General features: G+C 75.4%; 11 protein-coding genes and 1 pseudogene. 10 read left to right on the top strand and 2 right to left on the bottom strand.

All coding sequences use genetic code 11. The features are described from left to right. Nucleotides 1-105: 105 nt before the first annotated feature. Nucleotides 106-870 carry a YcnI family copper-binding membrane protein gene (locus B5P21_RS13925; RefSeq protein ID WP_045526708.1) on the top strand — a complete coding sequence of 255 codons (765 nt, stop codon included), beginning with the start codon at nt 106-108 and terminating at the stop codon, nt 868-870. After that, nucleotides 867-1703, top strand: a complete 837-nt coding sequence (locus tag B5P21_RS13920; RefSeq protein ID WP_045526709.1) for a copper resistance CopC family protein — start codon at nt 867-869, stop codon at nt 1701-1703. The genes B5P21_RS13925 and B5P21_RS13920 overlap by 4 nt, the downstream gene beginning before the upstream one ends. Before the next feature lie 89 nt (nt 1704-1792). Here the strand turns inward: B5P21_RS13920 and B5P21_RS13915 are convergent. Continuing rightward, nucleotides 1793-2695 (bottom strand): annotated as a pseudogene (locus B5P21_RS13915) (LysR substrate-binding domain-containing protein). Between the two features lie 173 nt (nt 2696-2868). On the opposite strand from B5P21_RS13915, the gene B5P21_RS13910 reads away from it, so the two are divergent. Continuing rightward, nucleotides 2869-6519, top strand: a complete 3651-nt coding sequence (locus B5P21_RS13910; RefSeq protein WP_094171298.1) for a proline dehydrogenase family protein — start codon at nt 2869-2871, stop codon at nt 6517-6519. Nucleotides 6520-6574: 55 nt separating this feature from the next. Here B5P21_RS13910 and B5P21_RS16905 read toward each other — a convergent pair whose 3' ends face one another. Beyond that, the gene (locus B5P21_RS16905; RefSeq protein ID WP_158385364.1) at nt 6575-6727 is read right to left on the bottom strand and encodes a hypothetical protein; all 153 of its coding nucleotides are present in this window, start codon (nt 6725-6727) and stop codon (nt 6575-6577) included. On the opposite strand from B5P21_RS16905, the gene B5P21_RS13905 reads away from it, so the two are divergent. The 7 genes from B5P21_RS13905 to B5P21_RS13875 are packed head-to-tail and all read left to right on the top strand — an operon-like array spanning nt 6726 to nt 13298. Then, on the top strand, nt 6726-7388 hold the full coding sequence (locus tag B5P21_RS13905; protein WP_094171297.1) for a hypothetical protein: 663 nt from the start codon (nt 6726-6728) through the stop codon (nt 7386-7388). The genes B5P21_RS16905 and B5P21_RS13905 overlap by 2 nt on opposite strands. 20 nt (nt 7389-7408) lie before the next feature. Continuing rightward, nucleotides 7409-7810 carry a hypothetical protein gene (locus B5P21_RS17360; protein WP_236688781.1) on the top strand — a complete coding sequence of 134 codons (402 nt, stop codon included), beginning with the start codon at nt 7409-7411 and terminating at the stop codon, nt 7808-7810. A gap of 53 nt (nt 7811-7863) precedes the next feature. Beyond that, entirely contained in the window at nt 7864-8784 is a 921-nt protein-coding gene (locus B5P21_RS13895; RefSeq protein ID WP_094171296.1) for a phosphate/phosphite/phosphonate ABC transporter substrate-binding protein, read from the top strand. After that, the gene (gene phnC, locus B5P21_RS13890; protein ID WP_045526713.1) at nt 8769-9626 is read left to right on the top strand and encodes a phosphonate ABC transporter ATP-binding protein; all 858 of its coding nucleotides are present in this window, start codon (nt 8769-8771) and stop codon (nt 9624-9626) included. The genes B5P21_RS13895 and phnC overlap by 16 nt, the downstream gene beginning before the upstream one ends. Then, entirely contained in the window at nt 9623-11389 is a 1767-nt protein-coding gene (locus B5P21_RS13885; RefSeq protein ID WP_094171295.1) for a PhnE/PtxC family ABC transporter permease, read from the top strand. The genes phnC and B5P21_RS13885 overlap by 4 nt, the downstream gene beginning before the upstream one ends. Then, nucleotides 11386-12597 (top strand): TIGR03364 family FAD-dependent oxidoreductase, encoded by a 1212-nt coding sequence (locus tag B5P21_RS13880; protein WP_080939269.1) that lies wholly within the window; start codon nt 11386-11388, stop codon nt 12595-12597. The genes B5P21_RS13885 and B5P21_RS13880 overlap by 4 nt, the downstream gene beginning before the upstream one ends. Further along, complete coding sequence (locus B5P21_RS13875; protein ID WP_094171294.1) at nt 12594-13298, top strand: HAD-IA family hydrolase; 705 nt, start codon at nt 12594-12596, stop codon at nt 13296-13298. The genes B5P21_RS13880 and B5P21_RS13875 overlap by 4 nt, the downstream gene beginning before the upstream one ends. Nucleotides 13299-13342 lie beyond the last annotated feature (44 nt).

Raw genomic sequence — 13342 nt, 5'->3', positions numbered from 1 at the left:
CGCGATGCCCGCGCATCGCCCGCCCTCTTTCTCTCCCTCCCCGGACGCCGGCACCGCCGCGTCCGCTCCCGGGGCCGCCCCGCGCGGCCCGGAACAGGACATGCCATGACCCGCTCATCCACCTCCGCTCCCCGCCGCCGGATCCTCCGCTCGGCCACCGCGCTCGTCGGCGGCGTCGCGCTCGCCGTCGCCGTGCCGCTCGCGGCCTCCGCGCACGTGCGCGTCTCGCCCGACCAGGCGGCCGCCGGCAGCTACAGCACGCTGACCTTCAAGGTCCCCACCGAGTCCGCGACCGCGACGACCACGAGCGTCACGGTCGACCTGCCGAAGGACATCCCGTTCTCGAGCCTCTCCACCGAGCCCGTGCCCGGCTGGACCGCCACGGTCACGACCGAGAAGCTCGACACCCCGGTGAAGACGGACGACGCGACCATCACGGATGCGCCCATCGAGGTGAAGTGGACGGCCGACGACGGCGTGGGCCTCAAGGCCGGCGAGTTCCAGCGCTTCACGGTCTCGGTCGGACCCGTGCCCGACACCGGCAGCATCATGCTCCCGGCGCACCAGGGCTACTCCGACGGATCCGTCGTGGACTGGGACCAGGCGACCCCGGCCTCCGGCGAGGAGCCCGAGCACCCCGCGCCCACGCTCTACGTGGACGACGCCCCGCCCGCCGACTCCATGAGCGCGATGACCACCACCGCGGCGCCCGACGCGACCGTCACCACGGCGGCGTCCGACACCAGCGCCACGAGCGGCGCGGTCGCGGTCGGCCTCGGCGGGGGCGGCCTCGCCCTCGGCGCGGTGGCCCTCGTGGTCGCCGTCTTCGCCCTCACCCGCGTGCGTCGCGAGGGCGGCGGCCAGGCGTGACGCCCGGCGGACGGATCCCGGCCAGGGGCGGCGCCGGTCGGCGGCCGCTCCGGACGCTCGCCGCGGCGGTCGCGGGCGCCGCGCTCGCGACCGGCGCGTTCGCGCTCGCGGGGCTCGCGCAGGGGAGCGGGCCCGACGGCGCGCTGTCGGCGTCCGCGCACGACTACCTCGTGTCGAGCTCGCCCGCGGCCGGATCCACGATCGACGCGCCGCCGTCGAAGGTGACGCTGACCTTCAACGACGTGATCCTCGACCTCGGCACGCCGGGCGGTGCCGGCGGCGACGCCTCGACCGGGTCCGGGGCGGCGGCAGGCGGTTCGTCCATCGTGCAGGTGACGGGACCGGACGCGCAGGGCACGCACTTCGAGACCGGCTGCGCGACCAACTCCGGCCGCACCGTCTCGGTGCCCGTCGCGCTCGGCGGATCCGGGCAGTACACGGTCACGTGGCGCGTGGTCTCGGCGGACGGGCACCCCGTCTCCGACTCCATCGCGTTCACGTACCAGGCGCCCGCGGGCGCGACCGCCTCCGCGGGCACGGCCGACGGCCCGGGCTGCGCGGCGGGCGAGGAGGGCGCGGCCGGGTCCGGCGAGGCCGCCTCGGGAGGCTCGGGCTCGACGTCGACGGATCCGGGCACCGCGGCCGGGCAGGAGCAGGGCGTCACGCCCTACCTCGGCGTCATCGTCGGCGTGGGTGTCGGGATCGTCGTGCTGGCTGCGGCCGCGGTCGTGCTCATCGTGGTGACCGGGCGGCGGAAGCCGGCCGCGACGGCCGCGACGACCGCCGCGGGCGACGGAGACGCGCCGCCCGAGGGCGGACCGCCCGCGGCCTGACCGCGCACGCCCCGCGACGACGGGCCCGGATCCCGCGCGGATCCGGGCCCGTCGTCGTCCGCCCTCGGATGCGCGCACCCGGCCGCGGGTCAGCCCGCGCCGGTGCCCATCACCTCGACGGCGCGCGCGAGGGCGTCGCGGCACGCGCGGATCCCCGGCCGGTCGAGGCTGCCGACGCGCGACGACGTGAACACGGTGCGTCGCGGCGACCCGGGCAGGCCGATCAGCCGCACGTCGGGCTCCCGGCCGGCCCACACGAGGTCGGGCAGCACGGACGCCGCGTGCCCGCCGCGCACCAGGTCGATGTGCGCCTGCAGGTCGGCCGTCACGTACCGCACGTCCGGCTCGAAGCCCGCGACGCGGCACACCTGCTCGGCGAAGTGGCGCGACGCCGTGCCCGCGGGCTCCATCACCCAGGGCAGGCGGCGCGCGTCGGAGATCGACCGGACGTCGTCGCGGCCGGGCGGGAGGCCGAGGCGGAGGGGATCCACGCACAGCTCCTCGCGGTCGAGGTCGGCGGGCCGCGGCGCCGCGTGCGCCGGGTACTGCTCGGCGATGACGAGGTCGTGGTCGCGCGCCCACACGTCGTGGAGGCCCGACTCGGGCTCGCGCATCGTGATCTCGACCCGGAGGTCCGGGTAGTCGTCGCGGAGGATCGTGAGCGCGGGCGGCACGAGCGCGAGCAGCGCCGACTGGAACGCGGCCACCCGGATGGTGCCGGACACGTTCGCGAGCGACGCGTTCACCTCGGTCTCGGCGCGCTCCAGCCGCTCGAGCAGGGCCGTCGTGTGCTCGACGAGGATCTCGGCCTGCGGCGTGAGCACCACCCGCCGGCCGACCCGGCGCAGCAGCGTGACGCCCGCCTCGCGCTCCAGCTACGACAGCTGCTGCGACACCGACGACGGGCTGAACGAGAGCGCGTCGGCGACCGCGCCGATCGTGCCGCGGAGCTTGAGCTCGCGCAGGAGCCGCAGTCGTCGCATCTCGAGCACGTGCGCCTCCCGGGGATCTCAGGCGAGCGATGGAATCATCGGCAGGACCGTACGATGATCATCGGAAACGTTCAGCGCATCCGATGAGAGCATGGTCGCACACTGGGAGGACGCGCCCGCAGCGCGGCCGACGCCGGGGCATCGCGCCCGACCCGAGACGAAGAGGTTCCCGCATGACCGCCGAGACCGCATCCGCCCCCGAGACCGCTGCCGTCCCCACGGTCGACGGCGCATCCGCCGCCCCCGACCGCGAGGCCCTCGCCGACCGGTCCGTCGCGCTCGTGCGCACCTGGCTCGCGGAGGCCGCGCAGCACCCCGCGGATCCGTCCGCCGAGCGTCTCGCCGGCGTCCTCAAGGACGAGAACGGCCTCGACTTCACCATCGGCTTCGTCGACCGGGTCGTCCGCCCCGAGGACCTGCCGGTCGCCGGCAACAGCCTCGCCGCGCTCACCGCCAAGACCCCGGGCTTCCTGCCCTGGTACATGCAGGGCGCGATCCGCGCGGGCGGCATCCTCGGCCCCGTCCTGCCGCAGGTCGTCGTCCCGGTCGCGCGCCGCGTGCTGCGCGAGATGGTCGGGCACCTCATCGTCGACGCGACGAGCGAGAAGCTCGGGCCGGCGATCCAGAAGCTGCGCGAGGGCGGATCCCGGCTCAACCTCAACCTGCTCGGCGAGGCCGTGCTCGGCGAGAAGGAGGCCGCGCGCCGCCTGGCGGGCACGCGCGAGCTGCTCGCCCGGGACGACGTCGACTACGTGTCCATCAAGGTGTCCAGCGTCGTCTCCCAGCTGTCGATGTGGGCGTTCGACGAGGCCGTCGAGAAGGTCGTCGAGCGGCTCACCCCGCTGTACGAGCTGGCATCGAAGGCCGCGACGCCGAAGTTCATCAACCTCGACATGGAGGAGTACAAGGACCTCGACCTCACCATCGAGGTGTTCACGCGCGTGCTCGACCAGCCGCAGCTGAAGGACCTCGAGGCGGGCATCGTGCTGCAGGCGTACCTCCCCGACGCGCTCGCCGGGCTCCAGCGGCTCACCGCGTGGGCGCAGGAGCGCCGTGCGGCGGGCGGGGCGCCCATCAAGGTCCGCATCGTCAAGGGCGCGAACCTGGCGATGGAGCAGGTCGACGGCCGCATGCACGACTGGCCCGTCGCCACCTGGGCCACCAAGGAGCAGACCGACACGCACTACAAGCGCATGCTCGAGCACGCGCTCCAGCCCGCCGCGGCCGACGCCGTGAAGGTCGGCGTCGCCGGCCACAACCTCTTCGACGTCGCGTACGCGTGGCTGCTCGCCGAGGAGCGCGGCGTGACCGACCGGATCGAGTTCGAGATGCTCCTCGGCATGGCGACCGGCCAGGCCGAGGCCGTGAAGCGCACGGTCGGCGGCCTCCTCCTCTACACGCCCGTGGTGCACCCGACCGAGTTCGACGTGGCCATCTCGTACCTCATCCGCCGCCTGGAGGAGAACGCGAGCCAGGAGAACTTCATGTCGGCGGTGTTCGAGCTGAGCACGTCGAGCGAGCTGTTCGCCCGGGAGGAGTCGCGGTTCCGGGCGTCGCTCCAGGGCGTCGACGACACGATCCCGGCGCCGAACCGCACGCAGGACCGCCGCTTCCCGCCGGAGCTCGACGACGTGGATCCGCTCGCCGAGCCCGAGGCGGCCGCCGAGCCCGAGGAGGAGGTCGACCCGCAGCTCACGAGCGTGGTCCAGGGCTTCACGCGCGGATCCCTGCTGACGCCCGACGCGCTCGTCGACCCGGGCGCCTCGGCGACGTCGTTCCACAACGCGGCGGACACGGATCCGGCGCTGCCGACGAACCGCGCCTGGGGCCGCGAGATCCTGTCGCGCGTGGAGGCCTCGCAGCTCGGCGTCGCGACCATCGAGGCCGCGCGCATCGACTCCACCGACCAGCTCGACGACCTCATCGACGGCGTCCGCACCACGGCCGCGTCGTGGGGCGCCCGCCCCGGCGAGCAGCGCGCGGCGCTCCTGCACCGCGTGGGCGTCGCGATCGAGCGCAACCGCGCGCGCCTCATCGAGGTGATGGCGTCGGAGACCGGCAAGACCATCGCCGAGGCCGACCCCGAGGTCAGCGAGGCCGTCGACTTCGCGCACTACTACGCCGAGCGCGCCCGCGACCTCGACCGCGTGCAGGGCGCCCGCTTCGTGCCGTCGCGCGTCACCGTCGTGGCGCCGCCGTGGAACTTCCCCGTCGCGATCCCCGCGGGCAGCATGCTCGCGGCCCTCGCCTCCGGCAGCGGCGTGGTCGTCAAGCCCGCCGGCCAGGCCCGCCGCTCCGGCGCCGTGCTCGTCGAGGCGCTCCGCGAGGCCGGCGTGCCGCGCGAGCTGCTCGCGCTCGTCGACGCGGGCGAGGCCGAGTTCGGCGAGCACCTCATCTCGCACGAGGCGGTCGACCGCGTGATCCTCACGGGCGGCTACGAGACCGCCGAGGTCTTCCGCTCCTGGAAGAGCGACCTGCCGCTCCTCGCCGAGACCAGCGGCAAGAACGCCATCATCGTGACCCCGAGCGCCGACCTCGACCTGGCCGCGGCCGACGTCGTGAAGAGCGCGTTCGGCCACGCCGGCCAGAAGTGCTCGGCGGCGAGCCTCGTGATCCTCGTGGGCTCGGTCGGGAGGTCGCGCCGGTTCCTCACGCAGCTCACCGATGCGGTGTCATCGCTGCGCGTGGGCTACCCGTCGGATCCCACCACGCAGATGGGCCCGATCATCGAGCCCGCCGCGGGCAAGCTCAAGCACGCCCTCACCCAGCTCGGCGTCGGCGAGAAGTGGCTCGTGGAGCCGGAGGCGAAGGACGAGACCGGCCGCCTCTGGTCGCCGGGCGTCCGCGACGGCGTGAAGCCCGGGTCGTACTTCCACCTCACCGAGTTCTTCGGGCCCGTGCTCGGCGTGATGCGCGCCCGCACCCTCGAGGAGGCGATCCGCTTCCAGAACGCCATCCCCTACGGCCTCACCGCGGGCCTGCACAGCCTCGACGCGCGGGAGCTGGAGCAGTGGCTCGAGACCGTGGAGGCGGGCAACCTCTACGTCAACCGGGGGATCACGGGCGCGATCGTGCAGCGCCAGCCGTTCGGCGGCTGGAAGCGCTCCTCGGTCGGATCCGGCACCAAGGCCGGCGGCCCGAACTACCTCATGGGCCTCGGCTCCTGGGTCTCGGACGAGGGCCGGCACTCGAGCTCGCTGCACCTGCGCGGGCTGGCGCCGCGGGTCACGGAGCTCATCGAGTCGGCGCAGCCCGCCATCCGCTACGAGGACTTCGACCTGGTCCGCCGCTCGGCGCTCAGCGACGCGGTCGCGTGGCACGACGAGTTCGGCCAGGTGAAGGACCCGAGCGGCCTCGGCGTGGAGCGGAACCTGTTCCGCTACCGGCCGCTGCCCGTCACGGTGCGGCTCACGGAGTCGGGCGCGCTCGCCGACCTGCTCCGCGTGCTCGCGGCCGGGCGCCTGGCGCGGGCGGAGCTGCACGTGTCGGTCCCGGGGATCCTGCCGGCCGGCCTCGGCCAGGTGCTCGACGACCTGCCGAGCGTGCACGTGACCATCGAGACGGACGAGGCGTGGCTCGCCCGCGTCGCGGCGTCCGGGATCGCGACGGAGCGCGTGCGCCTCGTCGCCGCCCGGGACTCGCGGCTCGTGGAGGCGCGGGCGCTATCCGACGCGCTCCGCGGCACGCCCGACGTCGCGGTCTTCGCCGACGAGGTCACCGCGGCCGGCCGCGTGGAGATGCTGACGTTCCTGCGCGAGCAGGCCGTCAGCATCACGGCCCACCGCTTCGGCAACCCGGACGACTGGAGCGAGGCGGTCATCTAGGTGACGGCCATCGAGGTCCGCGCGCTCGCGGCCTCGGAGGTCGGGCGGCTCTCGGCTACCGCGCCACGGGGGAGCTGACGACGACCACGTACGCGTACGTCGACGGCGCGGGCGTGACGCGGCAGGCGACCGAGACGGACGAGACGCTGGCGAGGCGCCGGGGATGATCCGCGCGCGGGTCCGCCGGGATCCGCGAGCCTGGGCGCATGCAGACATCCGTGGCCGTCGACCGCGCCCGGACGCTGTGGGCGGAGGGCCGGCGACGCGACGCGATCGTCGAGCTGCGGACCCGCGTGCGGAAGGAGCCCGGCGACGCGGTGGCGCGCCTGCTCCTCGCGTCCTGGTACCGCGAGGTGCGCGCGCCCGACCAGGCCGCCCGGTGGGGGATCGCGCTCCCGGACTGGACCACCGCGCGCGAGCGCGAGCTGCTGGCGCGCCTGATCGCCTCGTCCGGCGTGCGGGACGAGCACCTCGCCCGCTTCCTGGCGCTGCCCGCGGGCGAGCGGCCCCCGGAGCTCGACGAGGTCATGGTGATCGTCGGCGGCCTCCGCGCGCCCGACGGCTGGCGCGGCGCGAAGCCGCTGCGGCGCCGCGACCGGCGGAGCCAGGTCGTGCGCACCCTGCACGTGCTCGGCTGGCTGCTGCTCGGGAGCGCGCTGCTGATGTCGGGCCTCGTCGCGCTGACCGGCGACAGCGCGACGTCGCTCGCGCGCGGCGGCGTCTCCCTGGCGCTCCTGCTGCTCGCCGCGGCGACGGTCGTCGAGGGCACGCGTCCCCGCCCGGGATGGTGGTGGGCGGGCCCGTCGGCCGTGCTGCTCGCCACGGCGCTCACGGCCGCCGCGGTGGCGCTCGCGCGGATGGCCGTCTGACCGCCGCCTAGGGTCGACACGTGACCCCCGCTCCCGCCGTCGTGCACGTCGCGGTGGCGCGGGTCGCCGACCACGCCCGGCCCGTCGACCGTGCCGCCCGCACCGCCGCCGGCCGCGCCGCGCTCCGGGCGCTCGCCGCGGAGATCGTGGGCGAGGATCCCGCCGACGTGACGGTCCGCGCCCGCTGCGCCACGTGCGGCGGCGCGCACGGGCGGCCGGTGCTCGGCGGATCCCGCGCGCTCGACGGCCTGCACGACGTGGACCTCGGCCCGGCGCTCCGGGCGGCCGTGGCGCGCCGCGACGCCGCCGGTGCCGACGGCCCGCTGGCCGTCGACGTGCGCGCCTCCCGCCCACCCCGACCCCGGGCACGGGCGCGTGAACTCGGCGTGAACTCGCGTTTGGCCGGGGATTTCCCCACCTGAGGCCATTGCAGACTCGTCGGCGTCCCGCATCGACCCCTGCCCGGAAGGCGACCATGACGACCCGCGCCCGCTTCCTCACCACCGCCCTCGCCCTCGCCGGCGTCGCCTCCCTCGTCACCGGGTGCGCGGCCACCGGCGCGTCCGGATCCGAGTCCGACTCGAGCGGCTACGCGAAGGACTCCGGCACGCTCGTGTTCGGCGTCGTCCCCGACTCCGCGAACACGCAGACGAACTACCAGCCGCTCATGGACTACATCGCCAAGGAGACCGGCAAGAAGGTCGAGTACCACGAGAGCACCGACTACGCGGCGCTCATCGAGGCGTCCATCGCCGGCCAGATCGACGTCGCGAGCTTCTCCGGCCTCACCTACGTCACGGCCACGCAGAACGGCGCGAAGCTCGACCCGATCTCCTCCGTCATCACGGCCGAGGGCCAGGAGCCCGGCTACTACTCCGAGGCGATCGTGCCGAAGGGCAGCCCCATCACGACGCTCGCCGAGATGAAGGGCAAGAAGGTCTGCTTCGTCGACCCGTCGTCCACCTCGGGCTACCTCTTCCCGAGCGCCGAGCTGCTGAAGGCGGGCGTGGACCCCACGAAGGACGTGACCCCCGTGTTCGCGGGCAAGCACGACGTGAGCGTGCAGAAGGTCGGCGAGGGCAAGGAGTGCGACGCGGGCTTCGCCGAGGACAGCGAGGTGGCGAAGTTCGACAAGGTGACGGTCATCGGCAAGGTCATGGTGCCCGGCGCCCCCATCGTCGAGTCGGACACGCTGCCGGACGACGTGAAGCAGCAGCTCAAGGACGCGCTCGCGAACGTGACCGTCGACCAGATGGTCGCCGCGGGCATCACGAGCGCCGACAGCGCCGACTTCCGCAGCTCCTTCTCCGCGACCACGCCCGTCGACGACTCGTACTACGACCAGGTGCGCCAGACGTGCGAGACGACGAAGTCGGCCCAGTGCCAGAAGAAGTAGGCGGATCCGCCGGGTCGGTCGCCTCCGCCGACCCCGTCGTCGAGGTCGCCGGGCTCACCAAGCGGTTCGGCGCCACGACCGCGCTCGACGGCGTCTCGCTCGAGGTCGCGCGGGGCGAGGTCGTGGTGCTGCTGGGCCTGTCGGGGTCCGGCAAGTCGACGCTGCTGCGCCACCTCGACGGCCTCGAGCTGCCGACCGCGGGATCCGTGCGCGTGCTCGGCGAGGACGTGCCGGCGCTCCGGGGCCGGGCGCTCCGCGCGCTGCGGGGCCGGGTGGGCGTGATCTTCCAGCAGTTCGAGCTGGTGCCGTCGCTCACGGTGCTCGAGAACGTGCTCGCCGGCGCGCTCTCCGAGCTGCGCGGACCCCGGCTCGGGCTGTGGACGTACCCGAAGGCGCTCCGGCTGCGGGCGCTCACGCACCTCGACCGCGTGGGGCTCCTCGACCGCGCGTACCAGCGGGCCGACACGCTCTCGGGCGGGCAGCAGCAGCGGGTCGCGATCGCGCGGGCGCTCATGCAGGACCCGCGGATCCTCCTCGCCGACGAGCCCGTCGCGTCGCTCGACCCGGAGTCGAGCGACCAGGTCATGGCGCTGATCCGCGAGATCGCGGCCGAGCAGGGGCTCACGGTGCTGTGCAGCCTGCACCAGGTCGACCTCGCGATCGCGTGGGCCGACCGCATCGTGGGGCTCCGGCACGGACGCGTTGTGCTCGACACCCCGGCCGCCGGGCTGTCGAAGGCGGAGGTCATGGAGATCTACGGGCGGGTCGCGACGACCACGGCCGAGCTGTCGGCGGTGGCGGACGAGCTGCTCGCGGGATCCGACGCGGGCCCCGCGCGATGACCGCGACGCTCTCCCGCGCGACCGGGACCGCGGGGCCCGATGCGGGCGGGCCGGGCGCCGACGTCGCCGCCCGCGCACCCCGCCCCCGCGCCTCCCGCGCCCGGCTGGCCGCGTGGATCGTGCTCGGCCTCATCGTCGCGGCCGCCGTCGCCGCGCTCGTCTCGGTCGACATCTCGATCCCGCGCATGGTGCAGAGCCTCGGCAACGCCCAGCGCTTCGCCGGGCGCATCGGCGCGCTCACGCTGCCCGAGCCGGCGGACCTCCTGCGGCTCACCGCGCAGACGCTCGGCTTCGTCATCACCGGCACCGTGCTCGCGGCCGTGCTCTCGGTGCCGGTCGCGGTGCTGGCCGCGTCGAACACGTCGCCCGGGCCGGCGTGGCAGGGCGGGGCGCGGTTCGTCGGCGTGCTCGCGCGCAGCGTACCGGACGTGGTGCTCGCCATGGTCTTCGTGCTGATGTTCTCGCTCGGGTCGCTGCCGGGCATCCTCGCCGTCGGGATCCACTCGGTCGGCATGCTCTCCAAGATGTTCGCCGACGCCATCGAGCAGATCGACGAGGGGCCGCGCCTCGCGATCCGCGCGGCCGGCGGATCCCGGCTGCAGGAGCTCGCCGCGGGAGTGCTGCCGCAGGTCGCGCCGTCGTGGGTGGCGAACGTGCTGCACCGCAACGACATCAACCTGCGCGGCTCGGTGATCCTCGGCTACGTCGGCGTCGCGGGGCTCGGCCTGCAGATGTCGTACGCGTTCAAGGCGCTCGACTACGGGCGGGGGCTCGGGCTCGCCGCGGTGATCTTCGCGCTCTGCGTCGTGATGGAGGTCGTCTCCGCCGCCGTGCGCGCCGCCATGCTCGGGGCGGGCGCCGTGCGCACGCAGCCGATGGACCGGCTCGTGCGGCGGCTGCTGCCGCGGCGCGCGCCCGGCGGCTCCGCGGGCGGCGCGATCCCGTCGACGCCCGACACCCGGCCCGCGACGCCCGACGACGCGCTCCGCCGGCCGTGGACGCCCGCCCGGGTGCGCACGGCCGTGGCCCTCGCCGTCGCCGCGCTCGTGCTCGTCGGCGCGGTGCTCGTGAGCGACATCACGTGGTCCGACCTCGGCACCTTCTGGGCGCGGATCCCCGCGGTCGCCGCCGAGCTGTGGCCGCCGGACGCGGGCGCCTACGGCTGGCCCGTGCTGGTCGGCGCGATGGGCCAGACCGTCGTCGTCGCGCTCGCCGCGGCCCTGCTGACGCTCGCCGGATCCGCGGTGATCGGCGCGCTCGCCGCCCGCAACGTCGCGCCCGGACCCGGCATCCGCGGAGCCGCGCGCCTGGTGCTCGTCGCGGTGCGCGGCGTGCCCGAGCTGATCCTCGCGATCGTGCTCATCGTCATCAGCGGCCTCGGCATGCAGGCCGGCACCATCGCGCTCGCCGTCGGCGGCATGGGCCTCCTCGGGAAGCTCGTGGCCGACTCGCTCGAGGAGGTGGATCCCGGCCCCGAGCGCGCGCTCACCGCCACGGGCGCGACCCGGCCGCAGGTGCTCGCGGCCGCGACCCTGCCGCAGGCCGCGCGCGCCATGCTCGGCCACGGCTTCTACCTGCTCGACACGAACATCCGCGCGGCGACGCTCCTCGGGATCGTGGGCGGCGGCGGCGTGGGCTACTACCTCCTCAACGCGAGCGAGGGCGCCCGGTACGGCATGGTCACGGCCATCGTGCTGATGATCCTCGCGACCGTCCTCGTGGTCGAGGGCGTCGCGGTGTGGATGCGGCGGGTCCTGCGATGACGGAGCGCGCCGACGTCGTCGTGGTCGGCGCGGGCATCGTCGGCCTCGGCGCGGCGTACGCGGCCGTGCGCCGCGGGCTCTCGGTGGTGGTCGTCGAGCGGAGCGCGGAGCCCGCGGGCGCGAGCGTCCGGAACTTCGGGCACGTGGGTGTCACGGCGCAGTCCGGCGACGCGCTCCGGTACGCCGTGGCCGCGCGGGATCTGTGGCTCGGGCTGGCGCGCGACGCCTCCTTCGGGATCCGCGCGGCCGGCGCCCACGTGGTCGCTCGGCACGCCGACGAGCGCGCGCTGCTCGAGGCCGCAGCTGCCGCGATGCTCGCCGACGGCCCGCTCGGCCCCGGCGCGGTGCGCGTGGTCGACGCGGACGGGATCCGCCGCCTGGCGCCGGTGCGCGACGCCGACGTCGTGGGCGGCGCGGTGCTGGCGCGCGACCTGCAGGTGGATCCGCGCACGGCCGCCCCCGCGATCCGCCGCCACCTCGCGTCCCTCGGCGTGGGCTTCCGGCTGCGCACGCAGGTCGGCGCGGTCGCCGCGGGCCGCGTGGAGACGAGCCGCGGGCGCATCGACGCGGGCACGGTGGTGGTCGCGGTGAACCACGACGTCGACCAGCTGCTGCCCGAGCTCGCGGAGGCGCGGGGCGTGGAGCGGTGCGCGCTCGACATGCTGCGCGTGCGGATCCCGCTGGCCGCCCCGCTCGACGCGCCCCTGCTCACCGGGTGGTCGCTCGTGCGCTACCGCGCCTTCGCGACGCTCCCCGAGGCCGCCGTGGTGCGCGCCCGGCTGCACGCCGCGCGGCCGGACCTCGCCCGCATCGACCTCAACCTCATGTGCACGCAGCTCGACGACGGCAGCGTGATCCTCGGCGACTCGCACGCGCGATCCGCGGCGCCGTCGCCGTTCCAGGCCGAGGCGACCGCGGAGCTGATCACCGCCGAGGCCGCCCGGCTGTTCGACGCGCCCGTGCGCGTGGTCGAGCGCTGGCAGGGCGTCTACGCGTCCGCGCCCGAGGAGTTCCTCGTCGAGGAGCCGATGCCGGACGTGATCGCGCTCGCCGCCACCACGGGCATCGGCATGACCTGCGGGCTGGGCCTCGCCGAGCTCGAGCTCGCGGCGCGCTTCGGGGCGGTGGGCGCGGATCCGGTCGCGGCACCGGCACCCGCACCCGAGCCGACAGCCACCCCGTCCACCCCCGAGAGAGGCCTGCCATGACGGAGACCGCCCCCGCGCCGACCCCCGCCCTCGACGGCATCGAGCTCGTCGTGCTCGACATGGCCGGCACGACCGTGCGCGACGACGGCGTCGTCGAGGCTGCGTTCCGCGGCGCCGCGGAGCGCACGGGGCTCGCCGACCGGATCGACTGGGACGAGGCGATCGCGTACGTGCGGCGCACGATGGGCCGCTCCAAGTCCGACGTGTTCCTGCACCTGTGCGGGGGCGACGGCGCCGAGGCCGCGCGTGCCACGGCCGCGTTCGAGGGCGCCTACGCGGAGATCGTCGCGGCCGACGGCGCCGAGCCGATCCCGGGAGCCGAGGCCGTGATCCGCCGGCTCCGCGCCGACGGCCGTCGCGTGGCCCTCACGACCGGCTTCGCGCCCGTCACGCGCGACGCGATCCTCGACGCCCTCGGCTGGCGCGACCTCGTCGACCTCGCGCTCTCCCCCGCGGACGCGGGACGCGGCCGCCCCGCCCCCGACCTCGTGCTCGCCGCCGCCCTCCGCATCGGCGTGAGCGCGATGTCCGCCGTCGCGGTCGTGGGCGACACCGCGAGCGACGTCGCGTGCGGTCGCGCGGCGGGCGCGGGGCTCGTGGTCGGCGTGCTCACGGGCGCGCACGACCGCTCGGCGCTCGCGGCGGCCGGCCCCGCCGCCGTGCTCGACGACGTGACGGGCCTCCTGACGCTGACGCGCTGACGGAGGGATCCGCGGCGATGTCCGGCTCGTACATCGGCCCGGAG

The sequence above is a fragment of the Clavibacter michiganensis subsp. insidiosus genome, assembly GCF_002240565.1.
Taxonomy (GTDB): domain Bacteria; phylum Actinomycetota; class Actinomycetes; order Actinomycetales; family Microbacteriaceae; genus Clavibacter; species Clavibacter insidiosus.
Note: the sequence above shows the minus strand (reverse complement) of the source record. Positions and strands in the feature narration are given on the sequence as shown.